Genomic DNA, 16,817 nt, shown 5'->3' on the forward strand with positions numbered 1-16,817 from the left:
GACCACGCGGGGTGTCTCTTCATGAATTCGATCTGAACCGTTACGGTTTGCTGATGGGACGTCCTATTCGCACCCGGAGGCAGGCGACGCTGGCGCCGGACCCCCGTGTGGTCGAGTTGGCGAAGTCGACGGCGAGGTTGGTGCGGTGTCCATTCCGGACGGTCACAACAGCTTGCGCTGCAGCACGTCCGCGAGCACCGTCTCGACCATCATCACCAGTTCGTGCTCGTCCGGCAGCGTTCCCCGGCGGCCCGCGAACAGCAGGTGACCGCCGCCGATCAACGACAGCGACAGCGAATCCACGTCGGCGTCCGCCGCGACGCGGCCCAGTTCGCGCTCGCCGGTCAGGTAGTCCGCGAGCATCGTGCGTGCCTCCGCCAGGATCGGCAGGCCGTCACCCGGACGGCGTAACCGCGCCCGCAGCTCGTCGCGGAAGAAGACCAGGCTGACGAGCGCCACCGAAACCGGGTCGAACAGTTCCGTCAGCGCGGCCGTGACGTTTTCCGCGACCGTCCGCGTCCCCGCGGCGGCGCGCAGCAGCACCGCCTGGTCCCGGAGCCGGGCGATGCGTTCGCGCACCAGCTCCGCCAGGAAGTCGTCGAAATCGGCGAAGTAGCGGTGCAGCACCCCTTTGGCGACATCGGCCTCGGCCGTCACCGCGCGGCTGGTCAGCGCGTTCGCGCCGGCGCGCAGCAGTACCCGTTCGGCGGCGGCGAACAGCTGCTGTCGAACGTCGCGCAGGTGGACCCCGGTCGGCATGACCCCATTCTCCGGTACGCCGCCGGCGAACGCTCGTGGCGCGAGTGGGCGGGTGCCCATTAGAGTGGGCGCATGCCCACTCAACCCCATCGCGAACGCCGGATGGCCGAGTCCTTCGGGACCGACGCCGAACGCTACGACCGCGCCCGCCCGCCCTACCCCGAAGAACTCGTGACGGCGGTCCGTGCCGCCGGCCCGGGGCCGGACATCCTCGACGTCGGCTGCGGCACCGGTATCGAGGCCCGGCAGTTCGCCGCCGCCGGGTGCCGGGTGCTCGGCGTCGACCCCGACGCCCGGATGGCCGCCTTCGCGCGAAGCAAGGGGACCGACGTCGAAGTCGCGACCTTCGAGGACTGGGACCCGGCCGGCCGCACCTTCGACGCCGTCGTCGCGGGACAGGCCTGGCACTGGGTCGACCCGGTTACCGGCCCAGCCAAGGCGGCGCGCGTGCTGCGTCCCGGCGGGCTGCTCGCCGTGTTCGCCCACGTCTTCCAGCCGCCCGCCGCGGTCGCGGACGCGCTCGCCGAGGCGTACCGGCGGGTGCTGCCGGACGCGCCGTTCGCGGGGGAGTCGCGCAGCGCCGCGCAGCTGTACGAAGTCATGTTCACCGGGTTCGCCGACGGCATCCGGGCCTCGGGTGCGTTCGGTGCTCCGGAGCTTCGGCGGTTCACCTGGGAAAAGCGCTACACGCGCGAGGAATGGCTCGATTTCCTCCCGACGACCGGTGGCCTGACGCGACTGGAGCCGGCCGCGCTCGCGGAGGTGCTGGGCATCGTCGGCGCGGCCATCGACCGCCCCTTCGTGCTGCCGTACACGACGCTGGCGGTGTTCGCGGCGAAGTCTTGACAAAAAAAGTTGTCGGTGAGAACTTGGTGGAGAGCACGACGACCCGCCACCGACCCACGGAGTCCCCATGTCCTTCCAGGCCTACCTCGACAACGCCGAGAAGCAGACCGGCATCACCCCGCGCGCCTTCCTCGGCCTGGCGGCGGGCAAGAACCTCACGAAGCACGCCGAAGTCATCGCCTGGCTGAAGGCAGACCATGGCCTGGGCCACGGCCACGCGACGGCGATCGCCCGGCTCGTCACCAAGGGGCCGGAGTTCGTGGCCGCGCACCACACCGACGGCGTGCTCCACCTCGACGGCTTGGCCGCCCGGGCGTGATCCCCGGGCGGCCGCCGCCGTTCACCCGATCGGGCCGAGGTAGGTGCCGCCGGAGACGTCGAGGGTGCGGCCGGTGACCCAGCGGCCGTCCGGCCCGGTCAGGAACCCGACCACGCCGGCGACGTCTTCGGGCTCGCCGATCCGGCCGAGCGCGGTCATCGCGGTGAGACCGGCCGCCGCCTCCGGGATCGCCAGCAGCGGCTCGGTCAGGTCGGTCCGGATCGGCCCGGGCGCGACCGTGTTGACCGTGATCCCGCGGTGGCCGAGCTCGTTCGCCAGCGTCGGGGCGAGCGCCTCGACGGCGGCTTTCGTGACGGTGTAGGCGATCTGGCTCCGCACCGCGATCCGCGACGCCATCGAACCGACGGTGACGACCCGCCCGCCGTCGTTGAGCAGCGGCAGCAGCCGCCGGATCAGCAGCATCGGCGTCTTGACGTTGACCGCGAGGAGCCGGTCCAGCTCCGCCTCGGTCAGCTCCTCGAGCGTGCTGTGCGAGCCGATGCCGGCGTTGTTCACCAGGATGTCCAGCCCGCCGAACGCCTCGGCGACCGCGTCCGCCAGCCGGTCCACGGCGCCGTCCTCGCCGAACCGGGCGAACACGGGGAAGGCGCGGCCGCCGGCTTCCTCGATCAGCGCGACGGTCTCCTCCGCCGCGACCTCGTTGCCGCCGTGGTGCACGGCGACGACGGCCCCGTCCGCGGCCAGCCGCCGGGCGATCGCGCGGCCGATCCCGCGCGAAGCCCCGGTCACCAAAGCGTTCTTCGTCATGTCCGGCTCCTCCGGTCGGTCCGGGCCGTGGGTGACCCGGTGCTGACCGGCAGGTTCGCGCCCGCCGCTGACCGGACGCGCACCGCGCGCGAACCGGACGGCGGGCGGCCGGTCAGCGGCTCACCGCGGCGGCGGGTTCGGGGCTCGCCGGGGCCGTGGCGGCGGGGGAGCGCTTGGGCAGGAACGCGGCGACGGCCAGCGCGATCAGCGCCGCGGCCGAGCCCATCGCCAGCACCAGCCGGAACCCGTTCTGCGACGGCAGGCTCACCGGCCCGAAGTCGATCGTCAGCCGCGCGAGCACCAGCCCGGCCGTCGCGCTCGACACCGACGTCCCGATCGAGCGCATCAGCGTGTTGAGGCTGTTCGCCGCCGCGGTCTCCGAAACCGGCACCGCGCCCATCACCAGCGCCGGCATGGCGCCGTAGGCCAGCCCGATGCCCGCGCCGATGGTGCTCGACACGACCACGAGCTGCCAGGTCGTGCTCATCAGCCCGATGCCCAGCGCGTACCCGGCCGCGACGACCACGGCACCGAGCATCAGCGTCGTCTTCGGGCCGCGCGTGCGGGAAATGCGCGCCGACACCGGAGCCAGCGCCATCATCACCAGCCCCGACGGCGCCATCACCAGGCCCACCACCAGCATCGACTTGCCGAGCCCGTAGCCGGTCGCCGCGGGCAGCTGCAGCAGCTGGGGCAGGACCAGGGACATCGCGAACATCGCGAAGCCGAACACCGCCGAGGCGATGTTGGTCAGCAGCACCTGGCGCCGCGCGGTCGTGCGCAGATCGACCAGCGGCTGCGCGGTCCGCAGTTCCCAGCGGCCCCACAGCAGCAGGACGACGACCGCCACCGCGAGCAGGCCCAGCGTCGCCGGGCTGTCCCAGCCCCAGTCGGCGCCCTTCGAAATCGCCAGCAGCAGGGAGATGAGCGCGATCGAGAGCCCGGCCGCGCCCGGCACGTCGAAGCGGCCGCCGGTGCGGACCGGGGACTCGGGCACCAGCGCGACGACCAGGCCGACCACCACGAGACCGAGCCCGGCCGAGGTCCAGAACAGCACGTGCCAGTCGGCGTTTTCGGCCAGCAGCGCCGCGGCGGGCAGGCCGAGCGCACCGCCGACGCCGAGCGACGCGCTCATCAGCGCCGTGGCGGAGCCGAGCCGTTCGGCGGGCAGTTCGTCGCGCATGATGCTGATCCCGAGCGGGATCACGCCGGCCGCGAGGCCCTGCAGCGCCCGCCCGGCGACCATCGGCGCGAGGCTGTCGGACAGCGCGCCGATCGTGGAGCCGGCCACGAGCGCGCCGAGGCTGAGCAGCAGCATCCGCCGCTTGCCGTACATGTCGCCGAGCCTGCCGACCGTCGGCGTCGCCACCGCGCCCGCGAGCAGCGTGGCGGTGATCGCCCAGGTGGCGTCGGCGGCGGACGCGTGCAGCAGCCCGGGCAGCGCCGGGATCAGCGGGATGACCAGCGTCTGCATCAGCGAGACGACGATGCCCGCGAAGGCGAGGACCCCGACGACGAGGTTCGCGCGTGACGGCGCCTCGGCGACAGGGGTGGATGGGTCGGGCACGGGTCCTCCGTCGGGATGTCCGAATTAAATCAGTCGCTTGACTTAGCGTAGCAGTCTTCGGTTGACTGATCACGAACTGACGGCGACCGCGAGGAACGATGACGAGCACCGCCGAAATCCCCGGGTTCCCGATGACCCGCGCCCCGGGCTGCCCCTTCGACCCGCCGCCGGCGGCCCGGGAGCTGCAGGCGGAAGCGCCGCTCGCGCGCGTCCGGCTGTGGGACGGCAGCACGCCGTGGCTGGTGACCCGTTACGCCGACCAGCGCGCGCTGCTGGCGGATCCCCGCGTCAGCGCCGACGTCACGCGGCCCGGCTACCCGAGCCCGGCACCGCTGCCGAAGGGCGGCACCGGCATCAGCTTCATCCTGATGGACAACCCCGAGCACGCGCGGCTGCGCAAGATGGTGACCGCGCCGTTCACGATCCGCCGCACCGCCGCCATGCGCCCGGCGGTGCAGAAGATCGTCGACGACCGGATCGACGCCCTGCTGGCCGGACCGAAGCCGGTCGACCTCGTCGAGGCGTTCGCGCTGCCGGTGCCGTCACTGGTGATCTGCGAGCTGCTCGGCGTTCCCTACGCCGACCACGATTTCTTCCAGGACAGCAGCAAGGTCATCATCCGGCGCGACGCCGAGCCGGAGGAGCGCGCGGCCGGGCACCAGGCGCTGGTGGGCTACCTCGACCGGCTGATGGGGGAGAAGCTCGAACGGCCCGCCGGCGACCTGCTCTCGGGGCTCGCGGCCCGCGTGCACGCCGGCGAGCTGTCCCGCGTCGAAGCGGCGCAGATGGGCGTGCTGCTGCTGATCGCCGGCCACGAGACGACGGCGAACATGATCGCGCTCGGGACGCTCGCCCTGCTGGAGCACCCGGACCAGCTGGCGCTGCTGCGTGAGAGCGACGACCCGGCGCTGGTGGCGTCGGCGGTCGAAGAACTGTTGCGGTACCTGAACATCACGCACAACGGCCGCCGCCGCGTCGCGCTGGAGGACATCGAGATCGCCGGGGTGACCGTCCGCGCGGGCGAGGGCCTGATCATGGCCAACGACATCGCCAACCGCGACCCGGCGGTGTTCCCGGACGGCGATCGCCTCGACCTGAGCCGCGACTCGCACCGGCACGTCGCGTTCGGCTTCGGCGTCCACCAGTGCCTCGGCCAGCCGCTGGCCCGGCTCGAGCTCCAGGTCGTCTACCGCACGCTGTACCGGCGGATCCCGACGCTCGCGCTGGCGACCGGCGTCGAGCGGATCCCGTTCAAGCACGACGGATCCGTGTACGGCGTGTACGAGCTGCCGGTCACCTGGTGAAGCGCGTCAGACGCTCCGCAGCACCGACACGACCACGCCCAGGATCGCCGCCCGGTCGCCGTCGATGACGTCGTAGGCGGGGTTGCGGGGCTCGAGGAAGACGTGCCCGTTGCGGCGGCGGTAGACCTTGACCGTCGCCTCCTCGTCGATCATCGCGGCGACGATCTGCCCCGAGTGGGCCTCGTTCTGCTGCTTGACCACGACGATGTCGCCGTCGCAGATGGCGGCGTCGATCATCGAGTCGCCCCGGACGCGCAGGCCGAAGACGGTGCCCCGCCCGGTGAGGTCGCGCGGCAGCTTGAGGACGTCGTCGACGTGCTCGACCGCGGAGATCGGCGTACCGGCGGCGATGTCGCCGACGACGGGCACGGGGACCGAGTCGCTGTCCTCGCGCGCTTCGCCGCCCTGCAGGAACGCGCGCACGTCCATCGGGCGTGACACGCCTGCGCCGCGGCGCAGGAAACCCTTGTCCTCCAGGCTCGCCAGGTGCTTCGACACCGACGACGTCGAGAGCAGGCCGACGGCCTCGCCGATCTCGCGGGTGCTGGGGGAGTAGCCGTACCGGACCACCCAGTCCCGGATCGCCACGAGGATCTTCTGCTGCCGGTCCGGCAGGGCCGAGGCGTCGAGGTGCTCGAAGGTGTCGTCGTAGGTGGTCACGGGCGTGATCCTAGAGGTTCGTGTCCCTCCGTCACCGACCGGTCCGCCCCGGCGGGTCCCGCTGACCGGAACAACGGGTGACAGTTGGCGCCTTACCAACATTAACCGGGACTTCGTCATCTGTTGACCCGCGCATCGAACCGACGTATGGTCTAGACCACAATTTTCCTTCGCTCGTAACCGTTCCCGACGCGGGCGGGTCCCCCACGGGACCCGGACCGCGACTTCGCCGTACGCGGCGGCCGGGAGGCGAGCCTGTCCCCGAAGGAGCTGGTATGAACCGCAAACTGACCGCGGCCGCGGCGGGAGCACTCCTGGCGCCGGTCCTGGTGGTGGTGAGCCCCGCCGGCATCGCGAGCGCGCACGGCTACGTGAACTCCCCGGCGAGCCGGCAGGCACAGTGCGCCCAGGGCACGGTGTCGTGCGGCGAAATCAAGTACGAGCCCCAGAGCGTGGAGGGCCCGAAGGGCCTGCGGTCCTGCAACGGCGGCAACGCGCAGTTCGCCGAGCTCAACGACAACAGCAAGGGCTGGCGCGCGTCCCCGGTCGGCACGACGGCGACGTTCACGTGGACGTTCACCGCCCGCCACCGCACGACGAACTACGAGTACTACATCGGCGGGCAAAAGGTCGCGGACATCAGCGGCAACAACCAGCAGCCGCCGGCAACCCTTTCGCACCAGGTGAACCTGTCCGGCCACACCGGACGCCAGACGGTGCTGGCGGTGTGGAACATCGCGGACACGTCGAACGCGTTCTACTCCTGCATCGACCTGCAGGTGGGCTGACCACCACCCGCCCGGGAGCGCGCGGCTCCCGGGCGGGTGGTTTTCCACGGGTGGCCGCTCGCGCGCTCAGGCGGTCGTTCGGCGGGACTGGGCGGTGGTGGACGTCCTTGACGCCGCACTGCTCGTGAGCGACCACCTGCGGGCCGTCGTCATCGCGGCCGACGTGGACTTCGATCGCCGGTTCCCGAGCGTCAGTTCTTCCCCGAGGTCCGGTACTCCAGGATCCCGTCGACCCCGCGCAGGAAGGTCTCGCAGATCGGGGCCGGGTCGGTCAGGCAGCCGGCCGCCATCGCGCCGTCGCGGAGCAGCACGAAATGGCGGGCCGCCGGCTCCGGGGCCGTCTCGCCCGTGGCCGCCAGCAACTCGGTCACCGTCTCCAGGAACCACGTGCGGTGGGTCAGGACCGCCTGGTGGACCGGGTGGGCCGGGTCGGGGTACTCCGCCGCCGCGTTGAGGAACGCGCAGCCGCGGAAGCCGGGGGAGCGGATGCCGTCCGCGATCGACGTCGCCACCGCGCGGACGATGGCCGCCGGAGGGCCGCCCGCTTCACGGGCGGCCGCCACCTGGGCGCGGATGGCCTGGTCGGCCTCGGTCAGGTAGGCGACCAGCAGGTCGTCCTTGCTGGGGAAGTGCCGGTACAGCGTGGCGCGCGTGACGCCCGCGTCGGCGATCACCCGGTCGATGCCGACCGAGTGGAGGCCCTCGGTGTAGAACAGCCGGCTCGCCGAGGAAAGCAGCCTGGCTCGGGCTTCGGACAACGGGACCTCCTGCCTCGCGGGTACTGCACCCAGATTAGCAGATAGAACGGTCGGTCTTGACGGAGGCGGCGAGCTGCTGCCATAGTCATGAGATAGAACGATCTGTCTACCTGACTTCTGGAGCTCCGCATGACCACTCGCACCGTTCCGGCCGCCGGCATCGCGCCGTCCCTGCGGCGGCTCTACTTCGCCCGGTTCGCGTTCGCCCTCGTCTGGGCCGGCCTGCTGTTCGCGACGGCGTCGAGCCTCGGCCCGGTCAGCGTCGCGCTGCTGGTGCTGTACCCGCTGTTCGACGTCGTCGCCGCCGTGGTCGACGCCCGCACGTCGGGGGCGGGCCAACCGGTGCCGGCGCTGTACGTCAACGTCGCGATCAGCCTGCTCGCCGCCGCCGGGCTGGCGTTCGCCGTCTCGTCCGGCATCCCGGGCGTCCTGCGCGTGTGGGGCAGCTGGGCGATCGTGGCCGGCGCCGTCCAGCTCGCCGTCGGCATCGCCCGCCGTGCAATGGGCGGGCAGTGGCCGATGATCCTCAGCGGCGGGATCTCCGTCCTGGCCGGGACTTCGTTCATCCTGCAGGCCACAAAGGACGGTGCCTCGCTGACGACGCTGGCCGGCTACGCGACGCTGGGCGGCGTCTTCTTCCTCGTCTCCGCTCTGCGGCTGGGTCGCGCGCCGAAGAACTAGCGCCGCGCGGCACTGCCTGAACCCGGCGGGGCCCGGCAGGCTAGTTTGCTCGGGTGAGTCTCCTCGATGACGTCGCCGAGCGCGACGGCTGGCGCTGCTGGGTGTGCGACGAGCCGGTCGATCCCGGCATGTCGGTGAACGATCCGCGGGGGCCCAGCGTCGACAGCCGGACCGCCGACCGGAAGGCCAAGGTGCCCGAGCGGCTCGCGCACCGGGGGTGCAACACGCGCAAGGGTGCGGTCAAGGTGGTCATCGCCTGGCCGGATCGCCTGCACGTGGCCGAACCCGCGCCGCTGATCACCGTGGCCGGGCGGCTGGAACGCAAGGGTGGCCGCGAGATGGTGGCCCGGTGCCCGACCGAGCAGGACGCCCGGGAGGCGGCCGGCTGGCTGGTGGACCGGTTCTCTCGCCTGGTGCCCGGGCTGCCGGTGACCGCCGACGTCCAGCCGGGCGGCGGCCAGTACCTCGTCATCCTGGTCGCCGGCCGCCGCTGATCCTCAGCCGTAGGCCTCGAAGCGGGCGAGCTGGGCGGCCGGCCACCCGGTGTTGCCGGTGCAGGTCACGCGCAGGAAGCGGCGGGTGCCGCCGGGAACGGCGATCGTGACGCTGTTGCCCCGCGCCGGGTCGAACACGTACGCCGTCGCGGGGACGAGCGTCTCGAACGCGGTGCCGTCGCCGGAGCCGGACACGGTCAGCGTCTGCGTCCGCGTGCCCCACGCGCTCGACGGCGGGACCGCCAGCACGATCCGCGTGACCGCCACCGCCGCGCCGAGGTCGGCCTGGAGCCACTGGGGGAACGCGTTGTTCGCGCTTTCCCAGTAGCTGTCCGGGTTCCCGTCGACGGCGTTGCCCGGGCCGTAGCTCTGGGTGTGGCTGCTTTCGCTCGTGGCGCGGCCGCGGGCGAGGTCGCCCGGGCCGCCGGTGGTGAGCGTGGGCCGGGTCGGGCGGACGGCGCTGAGCGGGAGCTGGCCCTTGAGCATGCGGCCGCCGTCGGCGGTCAGCCGCAAGTAGTAGTCCGACGAGCACGCCGTCCCGTCTTCGTCCAGGGCGAGCAGGCCGGCCGGGGACATCGACGCGTTTTCGGCGGTCTTCGCGATCTGGTTGCCTTCGCCGTACTCGTCGAACATCGAGATGTAGACGGCTTGCGCACCGGCGCGCACCACGTTGTAGAACTGGCGCCACATGAAATCGCCGTGGGCGCGCTGCCGCCCCGAAACGTCACCGGGCAGCACGCACGGCTGGTAGTCGATGCCGTGGGCGGCGCAGTCGGCCAGGTCCGGCACGGTCAGGTTCTCATACGCCCGGTCCGAGCCCGCCGCGTCGCCGATCGCGCCGACCATCCACGGCGAGAGCATGTCGAACGCGCGGTAAACGTCGCCGAAGCCGGGCCGCGACCCGCCGTCGCTCGTCCGCCACTCCCGCGGCACGCCGCCGATGACGTAACACCCCTGCGCCTTGAACCAGCGCACGACGTCGAGGCACGTGCTCGCGTCCCACGGGTGGTTGGCGTCGTCGTAGCCGAAACCCCAGACGCAGACGACCGGCTTCCCGTTCTGGCGCGCGTAGGCGGGTGACGCCGTGTGCGCGGACATCTTGGCGGTCCAGTCGGTTTTCAGCTCCGGCTGCATGTTCGCCCAGCCGGTGACGTCGTACATGACGTAGAACTTCCGGCCGTGCGCCTCGGCGGCGGCGCGGACTTTCGCGGCCATCGCGTCGCGTGTGGCGCCTTCGCTGCTGTTGGGGTTGAAGCGCTGCAACGCGGCGGTGTCGCAGCCGTTCTGCTGCATCCAGAGGAAGTGCGTGTCGACGGTCTGCTGGTCGTAGGACGAGAAGAGCGTGGCCGGCGCGCCGTTGCCGAGGTTGCCGTACGCGGTCGGGTACGTGCGCGTGTACTCGCGCACGTCCGGCCAGGCCTTGATGACGTTGTTGCCCGGCGACGGCGGCTGTCCCCAGTTCTGGCTCCAGTGCCACCAGGCGCCGATCGGGGCGCCGTCGCCGGCGCAGGCGAACCAGCCCTGGTACCCGACGGTGATCTTGCCGACGACGTCACCGGGCGCACTGGCCGCGGCGGCCCCGGGTGCGCCGGCGAGGGACAGCGCACCCCAAGCGGCCGCGGCCGAACCGAGGAAAGTCCTGCGCGAGATCGCCATGCCAGTTCCTCTCGCCACGCTGCTCGAGTACACCTGCCGGTGCCCGGACTGTAGGCGTTAGGACAGTAAGTGGCAAGACTGGAACTGATTTCAGAAAGTTTCGCACCAAAGTGTGCAAGAAGACGCTTTCACTGACTGCCGGCCGGCTGCCACGGCGTGCCGTACGAGGCGGGCGCGGCCGCGCGCTTGGCGGCGGTGAGCCGGACGATGCCGAGAACCGCGTTGACGACGAGCGTCACGAGCAGGAACGGAACGGCGGTCAGCTGGACCACGCGGAACCCCAATGATTCGGCGAGCAGTTGCCCGATGACCGGCCCGAGCACCAGGGCGAGCACGGCGAGCGCGCCGGTCACCCCGGCGAGAACCCCGCGCCGTTCGCGCAGCTTCCGGATCAGCGCGACCGTCGCGCCGACGGCCGCGCCGGTGCCGAGTCCCGAAAGAGCGCGGCCGGCCGCCAGGAGCCCGGAGCCGTCGGCGAAGGCGGCGCACAGGACGCCGAGGAGCAGGAAGCAGGTCGCGGGAACGGCGACGGCGATGGGGAAGCGGGCGCCGAGCAGGAGGCCGGCGACCGCCGCGAGCGCCGCCCCGGCCAGGTAGGCGACCAGCCCGATCAGGAGCAGGCTCGAGTCGGACAGGTCGAGGGCGACCTGGACCTCCGACCTGCCGTCGAACCGGTAGATCGCGGTCAGCACGAACAACCCGATCAGCGCGGTGAGCGCGGGGCCGCACACCTGCCACCAGGCGGGCTCGGCGACCGGGCGGGTGACAGGCAGCGGCGGTGGCGTCACGTACATGCGGGGACCGTATAACGCCGAAGTCCCGCGCGTACGGCGATGTCCGAAGCCGGACGCGCTAAAGTGGATCGCGCCGGTGCGGGGGGTGGTCGACGTCGGAACGAGCCGGGCGAGCGCGGCTCCCGGCCCCGCCGGCCGGGCCGTCGACCTCGTCGCCTTGACCCGGCTGTCCACCGGTCCCGGCGCGGTCGGCGCGATCCTCGACTGGCTGGCGACGCGCACGGGCGGAACGGCGGCCCTGGTCGACGTCGACGGCAAAACCCTTGCGGCGCCGTCGAAGCACTCCGCTCCCGCGCCGACGGTCCTGGCCGCGGCCGCCACCGAGGTGGCCCGCCTGCACCGCCGCGGCACGTCGTCGGCGGTCCTCGACGGCGAACCGGACACGATCGACGTCGTCCGCGCCGGCGACGCCGCCGCGCGCGTGCCGTACCTGGTCGTCGCGAACCGGCCGGAGCGCCGGCCCGGCGTGGTGCTCGCCGATGCCGCCCGTATCCTCGGCCTGTGCTGGCGGGTGGCGGAAGCCGAACGGACCAGCGACCGCGTGGCGTCGGCGATGTCGCAGAGCCGCGAAGCCGTGCTGCACCTGCTGATGATCGGCAGCCTGGCCGCCGCGCAGCGGATCGCCGCGACCCTGGGCCCCCGGCTGCCGGGTGTGGCGCGCGTGTTCGTCGTCGAATGCCCGGCCGGGCGGCGCCACCAGATCGGCGACCAGATCGAACGCTTCGCGCGGGGACGGGCGTGGATCGTGCCCTGTCCCGTCCGGCCCCACCACCTGATCGCGCTCGTCCCGCCGGAGCGGGAGCACCGCCTGGACCTGCTGATCGCCGAGGGCGTCCCGGAAGCGCGGGTCGGCGCGAGCCAGGAGGTGCCGCTGCGCGAGACCGCGCTCGGCTACGAACAGGCGTTCCACGCGCTGGCGGTGGCCCGCGGCGTACCCGGCCGGTACGCCCGGTTCGACCGGCACACCGACCTGACGCCGTTCCTCGGCGGCCGCGGACCCGCGTGGGCGGCCGGGTTCCTGCGGCCGTGCCTGACCTACGTCCCGGCGCGGCGGGCCGACCCCGGCGCCGAGGAACTGCTGGCCACGTTGAACTCCTGGCTCACCTTCGACGGCGGCGCCGGCCGCCACCTCAAGATCCACCGCAACACGCTTGCCGCGCGCCTGCGCCTGCTCGGCGACCTGCTCGGCCTGGACCTCACCCGGCTCGCCGACCAGTCGGCCGCGTGGCTCGCCCTGCGCTTGCACGCCGGGGCGTCGCCGGACTCGCCGGCCGGCCCGCTCGACAGCCTGCTGGCGACCCCGGCCGCCGTCGTCTGGGCCCGCTCCCGGCTGCTGCCCCTCGACGCCGGACCCCCGGCCGGCGTCGAGACGCTGCGGGTGTGGCTACGCGCCGATGCCCGGCTGCCCGCGACCGCTGCGGCCCTCGGCATCTCGGCACCGGCCACGCGCAAGCGGCTGGCCAGGATCGAACGGGCCCTCGGCCGTTCCCTGCTGCACGCACCCAGCGCGAAGCACGAGCTGTGGCTGGCGCTGCGCGCCCTCGGCTCACTGTGAGCGGTAGTCACTGGTCACCGCGAAACCGTTGAGACCGTTCACTGTGCAGTCCGTGCCTCGCCCCGGCGGGTGGAGGCTGGCTAGTTTCGGAGCAGCCTGACCGGACGACCGACGGGGGAGACCATGCGGAACCGGAACGCCTGCGCGTCGATCGGCACCGCTCGGCGGGAACCGGCCGGATCTGTCCATTGAGGACGAAACCGGGCGCGACGATGATCACTCCGGATCCCGCGGCCGTCGCCGGTCGCGCATGATGACCGGACATGGTCGAGAACTTCCGTCTGCGCTCGGTCGCCGCGGCGGCTTACGGGCCCGCGGCCCTGTTCGGGCTGTCCGAAGGCGCGTTGCTGCCGGTCATCGCGCTGAGCGCCATCGAGCGCGGTGCCAGCACCCCGACGGCCGCGTTGATCGCCGCGATGCTCGGGGTCGGGTCGCTGGTCGCGAACATCCCCGCCGGGGTGCTGGCGACGCGGGTCGGTGAGCGCCGGTCGATGCTCCTGGCCGCGGCCGTGCTGGTCGCCGGGGTCCTGATCTGCCTGGTCGACCTGGGCCGCGGGCCGTGGTCGCTGCTGCTCTACGGCGCCGGCGTCGTGCTGATCGGGGCGGCCGCCGCGGTCTACGGCCTGGCCCGGCAGTCGTACCTGACCGAGGTCGTGCCGCCGCACCTGCGGGCCAGGGCGTTGTCCACGCTGGGCGGGAGCATGCGGATCGGCGTGTTCCTCGGGCCGTTCGCCGGGGCCGCGGCGATGCGGTTCGCCGGCCTGCCGGGCGCGTACTACGTGAGCCTGGCCGCGATCGCCGCGGCGGCCGCGCTGGTGCTGCGGGTGCCCGACCTGCCGGTCACCGGCCGCGACCAGGCGGCCGAGGTCACCACGCGCGGGATGCTGAAGCAGCGGTGGCGGGTGTACGCGACCCTGGGCACGGGAATCCTGCTGCTGTCGGCGATCCGCCAGACCCGCCAGACGGTCGTCCCGCTGTGGGCGGCCCACATCGGCCTGTCGCCGACGACCGGTTCGATCATCTACGGCATCGCCGGCGCGGTCGACGCGCTGACGTTCTACCCGGCGGGCAAGGTCATGGACCGCCACGGCCGCCGCTGGGTGGCGGTGCCGGCGACCCTCGTGCTCGGCACCTCCTTCCTCCTGGTGCCCCTGACCGACGGCGCGGCCCTGCTGACGGTGGCGGCGATGGTGATGGGCTTCGGCAACGGGATCGGCTCGGGCATCGTGATGACCCTCGGCGCCGACGTCTCCCCGCCGGTGGGGCGCCCGACGCACCTGGGCATCTGGAACGAACTGGCCGACATCGGCACCGGCGTCGGCCCCCTGGTCCTGTCGGCGGCCACCGCACTGGCCGGCCTCGGCGCCGGCATCGCGACCAGCGACCTGGTCGGCTTCGCGGCGGCCGCGGCGTTGTGGCGGTGGATCCCGAGACGGTCGTGACGCCGGAGCCCGGCCACCCCGGCGAAGGGTAGGCACCGCCGGGGCTGGTTCACCGGTGCGGCCGGGCGCCAGCCTGGGGTCATGAACGCGATTCCCGAAGAGATCACGCTGGGGGACGTCACCGTCACCCGCGTCGTCGAGTTCTCCGGCCCGGTCGGCCTGACGCCGGCGGAGTTCTTCCCGCACAGCAACGAAACGGACTGGGAGGAGAACCGGTCCTGGCTGGCCCCCGGTTTCTGGGACCCCGGAACCGGCCAGGTCGTCGCGGCGGTCCAGACGTGGCTGCTGCGCAGCGAAGGCCGAACCATCCTCGTCGACACCGGCGTCGGCAACCACAAGGAACGGCCCTACGCCGCGTTCTGGGGACACCGCGACACGCCCTTCCTCGACACGCTCGCGGCCGCCGGGGTGCGCCCGGAGGACGTCGACCTCGTGGTCAACACCCACCTGCACACCGACCACGTCGGCTGGAACACCCGGCTCGAGGACCGTGCCTGGGTGCCGACGTTCCCCCGCGCCCGCTACCTCCTGCCCCGGCGCGACTTCGAGTTCTGGAACCCGCTCAACGAGAACGAGTCCGTGTTCGGGCGGGGGAACCAGAACGTCTTCGAGGACAGCGTCGCGCCGGTGCACGAGGCCGGGCTCGTGGATTTGTGGGACGGCTCGTACCGGATCGACGGCAACCTCCGGCTCGAGCTCGCGCCCGGCCACACGCCGGGATCGTCGGTGCTGCGCCTGGAATCCGGGAGCGACCGGGCGTTGTTCGTCGGCGATCTGGTGCACACCCCGCAGCAGATCGTGGCGCCCGACGTCAACTCGTGCTTCTGCGAGGACGAGGTCCAGGCGCGCGCCACTCGGCACCAGCTGCTCGGCTCGGCGGCCGAAACCGGCGCGCTCGTGTTCCCGGCGCACCTGCCCGGGCCCGGCGGCGTGCAGGTCCGCCGGGACGGCTCCCGGTTCGCCATCACGGACTGGGCCGGCTTCGCGTGAGCGGCACCCGGCACCCGATCGCGCACCCGCCTCCGGGCGCGGTGCGGGGGACCCGTGACCGGTTCGGCGAGCGCTACCGGGCCATTCCGTACGCGGCCGCTCCCGCCGGCGGGCTCCGCTTCGCCGAACCCGTGCCGCACCCGGGCTGGTCCGGCGTCCGGGACGGCACGCGGCCGTCGCCGACCGCGCCCCAGCCGGTGCGGGACTTCGGCCGCCTCGACCTGAGCCCGTACTTCGGCCCCGGCTGGGTGCGCGGCGACGAGTACCTCACCGTGGACGTCCGCACCCCGGCCGCCGACGACGGCAAGCGGCCGGTGATGGTCTTCGTGCACGGCGGCGGGTTCGTCACCGGCTCCACGGCGGCGGCGCTCTACGACGGCCGGGCGTTCGCGCGGGACGGCGTCGTCCTGGTGACGATCAACTACCGCCTCGGGATCCCCGGCTTCCTCGTCCTGGACGGCGCGCCGGACAACCGCGGCCTGCTGGACGTCCTCGCCGCGCTGCGGTGGGTGCGCGACGCCATCGGGTCGTTCGGGGGCGATCCCGGCAACGTCACGGTGTTCGGGCAGTCGGCAGGGGCGACGCTCACCGCGGGGCTGCTGGCAGCACCGGCCGCGAAGGGGCTGTTCCGGCGGGCGATCATGCAGAGCGGCAGCGGGACGGGCGCGTTCACCCCGGAGCAGGCGCGGCGAGTCACGTCGGCGGCGGCCGCCGCGCTCGGGACCGAGCCGACGGCAGCGGCGTTCGCGGAAATCCCGGACGCCCGCTTGGTGGCGGCGATGCCCGCACTGTCCGGTGTGGACCTCCGGACCGCCACCGCGACCGACCCGCTCGCCGGGCTGAGCCCGTTCAGCCTGGTGCTGCCCGTGCAACCGGCCGACGCGCCGCTCGGCGGGGACGTCGATCTGCTCATCGGCACCACCACCGAGGAAGGGAACCTTTACCTGGTGCCGCAAGGGAAGTTCGAGAACTCCACGGACGCCGACGTGCTCGCCGTCGCGGCGGCGACCCGGGCCGATCCCGAGGCCGCGGTCGCCGCGCTCCGGGCGTCCCGGCCGGACGCGAGCCCGGGAGAGCTGCGCTCGGCACTGCTCGGCGACGCGCTGTTCGGCGCGGGTTCGGCCCGGCTGATCGCGGCACGCACCGGCCGGACCCACGTGTACTCGTTCGCCCACCGCTCGACGGCACTGGACGGGCGGCTCGGCGCGGCGCACACGGTGGAGCTGCCGTTCGTGTTCGACCTGGCCGGCGAACCGTGGCTGCACGGGGAAACCGGCCTGCTGGGCCCGGACCCGGCCCCGCCGGCCCTCGCGACGCGCATGCACGCCGCTTGGGTCGGCTTCGCCACCAGCGGGGACCCGGGCTGGGCACCTCGCACCCCGGAGCGGCCGGCGGTGGAGGTTTTCGGGGGCTGAGGGTGGGGCGTCGGGGCAGCG

17 protein-coding genes are annotated in these 16,817 nt (G+C 72.9%); 10 read left to right on the plus strand and 7 right to left on the minus strand.

All coding sequences use genetic code 11. The features are described from left to right. Window positions 1-162: 162 nt before the first annotated feature. Entirely contained in the window at window positions 163-759 is a 597-nt protein-coding gene (locus AB0B33_RS45525; RefSeq protein ID WP_360784117.1) for a helix-turn-helix domain-containing protein, read from the minus strand. A 102-nt stretch (window positions 760-861) separates the two neighbouring features. Here AB0B33_RS45525 and AB0B33_RS45530 point away from each other — a divergent pair, with 102 nt between their 5' ends. Both AB0B33_RS45530 and AB0B33_RS45535 read left to right on the plus strand, forming a co-directional pair. Beyond that, window positions 862-1,605, plus strand: coding sequence for a class I SAM-dependent methyltransferase (locus tag AB0B33_RS45530; RefSeq protein WP_360784247.1), 744 nt, complete (start codon window positions 862-864; stop codon window positions 1,603-1,605). Between the two features lie 67 nt (window positions 1,606-1,672). Continuing rightward, the gene (locus AB0B33_RS45535; protein ID WP_360784119.1) at window positions 1,673-1,924 is read left to right on the plus strand and encodes a DUF4287 domain-containing protein; all 252 of its coding nucleotides are present in this window, start codon (window positions 1,673-1,675) and stop codon (window positions 1,922-1,924) included. Window positions 1,925-1,945: 21 nt separating this feature from the next. Here AB0B33_RS45535 and AB0B33_RS45540 read toward each other — a convergent pair whose 3' ends face one another. Both AB0B33_RS45540 and AB0B33_RS45545 read right to left on the minus strand, forming a co-directional pair. Next, on the minus strand, window positions 1,946-2,692 hold the full coding sequence (locus AB0B33_RS45540; RefSeq protein WP_360784122.1) for an SDR family oxidoreductase: 747 nt from the start codon (window positions 2,690-2,692) through the stop codon (window positions 1,946-1,948). A gap of 112 nt (window positions 2,693-2,804) precedes the next feature. Then, complete coding sequence (locus tag AB0B33_RS45545; protein ID WP_360784125.1) at window positions 2,805-4,259, minus strand: MFS transporter; 1,455 nt, start codon at window positions 4,257-4,259, stop codon at window positions 2,805-2,807. Between the two features lie 98 nt (window positions 4,260-4,357). Here AB0B33_RS45545 and AB0B33_RS45550 point away from each other — a divergent pair, with 98 nt between their 5' ends. Continuing rightward, window positions 4,358-5,563, plus strand: a complete 1,206-nt coding sequence (locus AB0B33_RS45550; RefSeq protein ID WP_360784127.1) for a cytochrome P450 — start codon at window positions 4,358-4,360, stop codon at window positions 5,561-5,563. A 6-nt stretch (window positions 5,564-5,569) separates the two neighbouring features. Here AB0B33_RS45550 and lexA read toward each other — a convergent pair whose 3' ends face one another. Then, window positions 5,570-6,223 (minus strand): transcriptional repressor LexA, encoded by a 654-nt coding sequence (gene lexA / locus AB0B33_RS45555; RefSeq protein WP_360784129.1) that lies wholly within the window; start codon window positions 6,221-6,223, stop codon window positions 5,570-5,572. Window positions 6,224-6,498: 275 nt separating this feature from the next. Here lexA and AB0B33_RS45560 point away from each other — a divergent pair, with 275 nt between their 5' ends. Beyond that, complete coding sequence (locus AB0B33_RS45560; RefSeq protein ID WP_247024000.1) at window positions 6,499-7,011, plus strand: lytic polysaccharide monooxygenase auxiliary activity family 9 protein; 513 nt, start codon at window positions 6,499-6,501, stop codon at window positions 7,009-7,011. Between the two features lie 191 nt (window positions 7,012-7,202). Here AB0B33_RS45560 and AB0B33_RS45565 read toward each other — a convergent pair whose 3' ends face one another. After that, entirely contained in the window at window positions 7,203-7,769 is a 567-nt protein-coding gene (locus AB0B33_RS45565) for a TetR/AcrR family transcriptional regulator (protein ID WP_360784132.1), read from the minus strand. A 129-nt stretch (window positions 7,770-7,898) separates the two neighbouring features. On the opposite strand from AB0B33_RS45565, the gene AB0B33_RS45570 reads away from it, so the two are divergent. Together AB0B33_RS45570 and AB0B33_RS45575 are read left to right on the plus strand one after the other, a co-directional pair. Beyond that, on the plus strand, window positions 7,899-8,450 hold the full coding sequence (locus tag AB0B33_RS45570; protein WP_360784135.1) for a hypothetical protein: 552 nt from the start codon (window positions 7,899-7,901) through the stop codon (window positions 8,448-8,450). Window positions 8,451-8,503: 53 nt separating this feature from the next. Continuing rightward, entirely contained in the window at window positions 8,504-8,944 is a 441-nt protein-coding gene (locus AB0B33_RS45575; RefSeq protein ID WP_247023997.1) for a hypothetical protein, read from the plus strand. A 3-nt stretch (window positions 8,945-8,947) separates the two neighbouring features. On the opposite strand, the gene AB0B33_RS45580 is transcribed toward AB0B33_RS45575, so the two are convergent. Together AB0B33_RS45580 and AB0B33_RS45585 are read right to left on the minus strand one after the other, a co-directional pair. Beyond that, the gene (locus tag AB0B33_RS45580; protein ID WP_360784139.1) at window positions 8,948-10,600 is read right to left on the minus strand and encodes a discoidin domain-containing protein; all 1,653 of its coding nucleotides are present in this window, start codon (window positions 10,598-10,600) and stop codon (window positions 8,948-8,950) included. A 128-nt stretch (window positions 10,601-10,728) separates the two neighbouring features. Further along, window positions 10,729-11,394, minus strand: coding sequence for an MFS transporter (locus tag AB0B33_RS45585; protein ID WP_360784141.1), 666 nt, complete (start codon window positions 11,392-11,394; stop codon window positions 10,729-10,731). A gap of 85 nt (window positions 11,395-11,479) precedes the next feature. Between AB0B33_RS45585 and AB0B33_RS45590 the strand changes: the two genes are divergently transcribed. From AB0B33_RS45590 to AB0B33_RS45605, 4 genes are all read left to right on the plus strand, one after another. Then, window positions 11,480-12,949: a helix-turn-helix domain-containing protein gene (locus AB0B33_RS45590; RefSeq protein WP_360784143.1), complete on the plus strand. Its 1,470-nt coding sequence runs from the start codon at window positions 11,480-11,482 to the stop codon at window positions 12,947-12,949. Window positions 12,950-13,212: 263 nt separating this feature from the next. Then, entirely contained in the window at window positions 13,213-14,391 is a 1,179-nt protein-coding gene (locus tag AB0B33_RS45595; RefSeq protein WP_360784146.1) for an MFS transporter, read from the plus strand. 81 nt (window positions 14,392-14,472) lie between these two features. Beyond that, window positions 14,473-15,381, plus strand: coding sequence for an MBL fold metallo-hydrolase (locus tag AB0B33_RS45600; protein WP_360784149.1), 909 nt, complete (start codon window positions 14,473-14,475; stop codon window positions 15,379-15,381). Beyond that, a complete protein-coding gene (locus AB0B33_RS45605; RefSeq protein ID WP_360784152.1) occupies window positions 15,378-16,796 on the plus strand; it encodes a carboxylesterase family protein in 1,419 nt (472 codons plus the stop codon). Before AB0B33_RS45600 ends, AB0B33_RS45605 begins: the two co-directional genes overlap by 4 nt. The last annotated feature ends 21 nt before the right edge of the window (window positions 16,797-16,817 follow it).

The sequence above is a fragment of the Amycolatopsis sp. NPDC049159 genome, from assembly GCF_040648295.1.
Taxonomy (GTDB): Bacteria; Actinomycetota; Actinomycetes; order Mycobacteriales; family Pseudonocardiaceae; genus Amycolatopsis; species Amycolatopsis pretoriensis_A.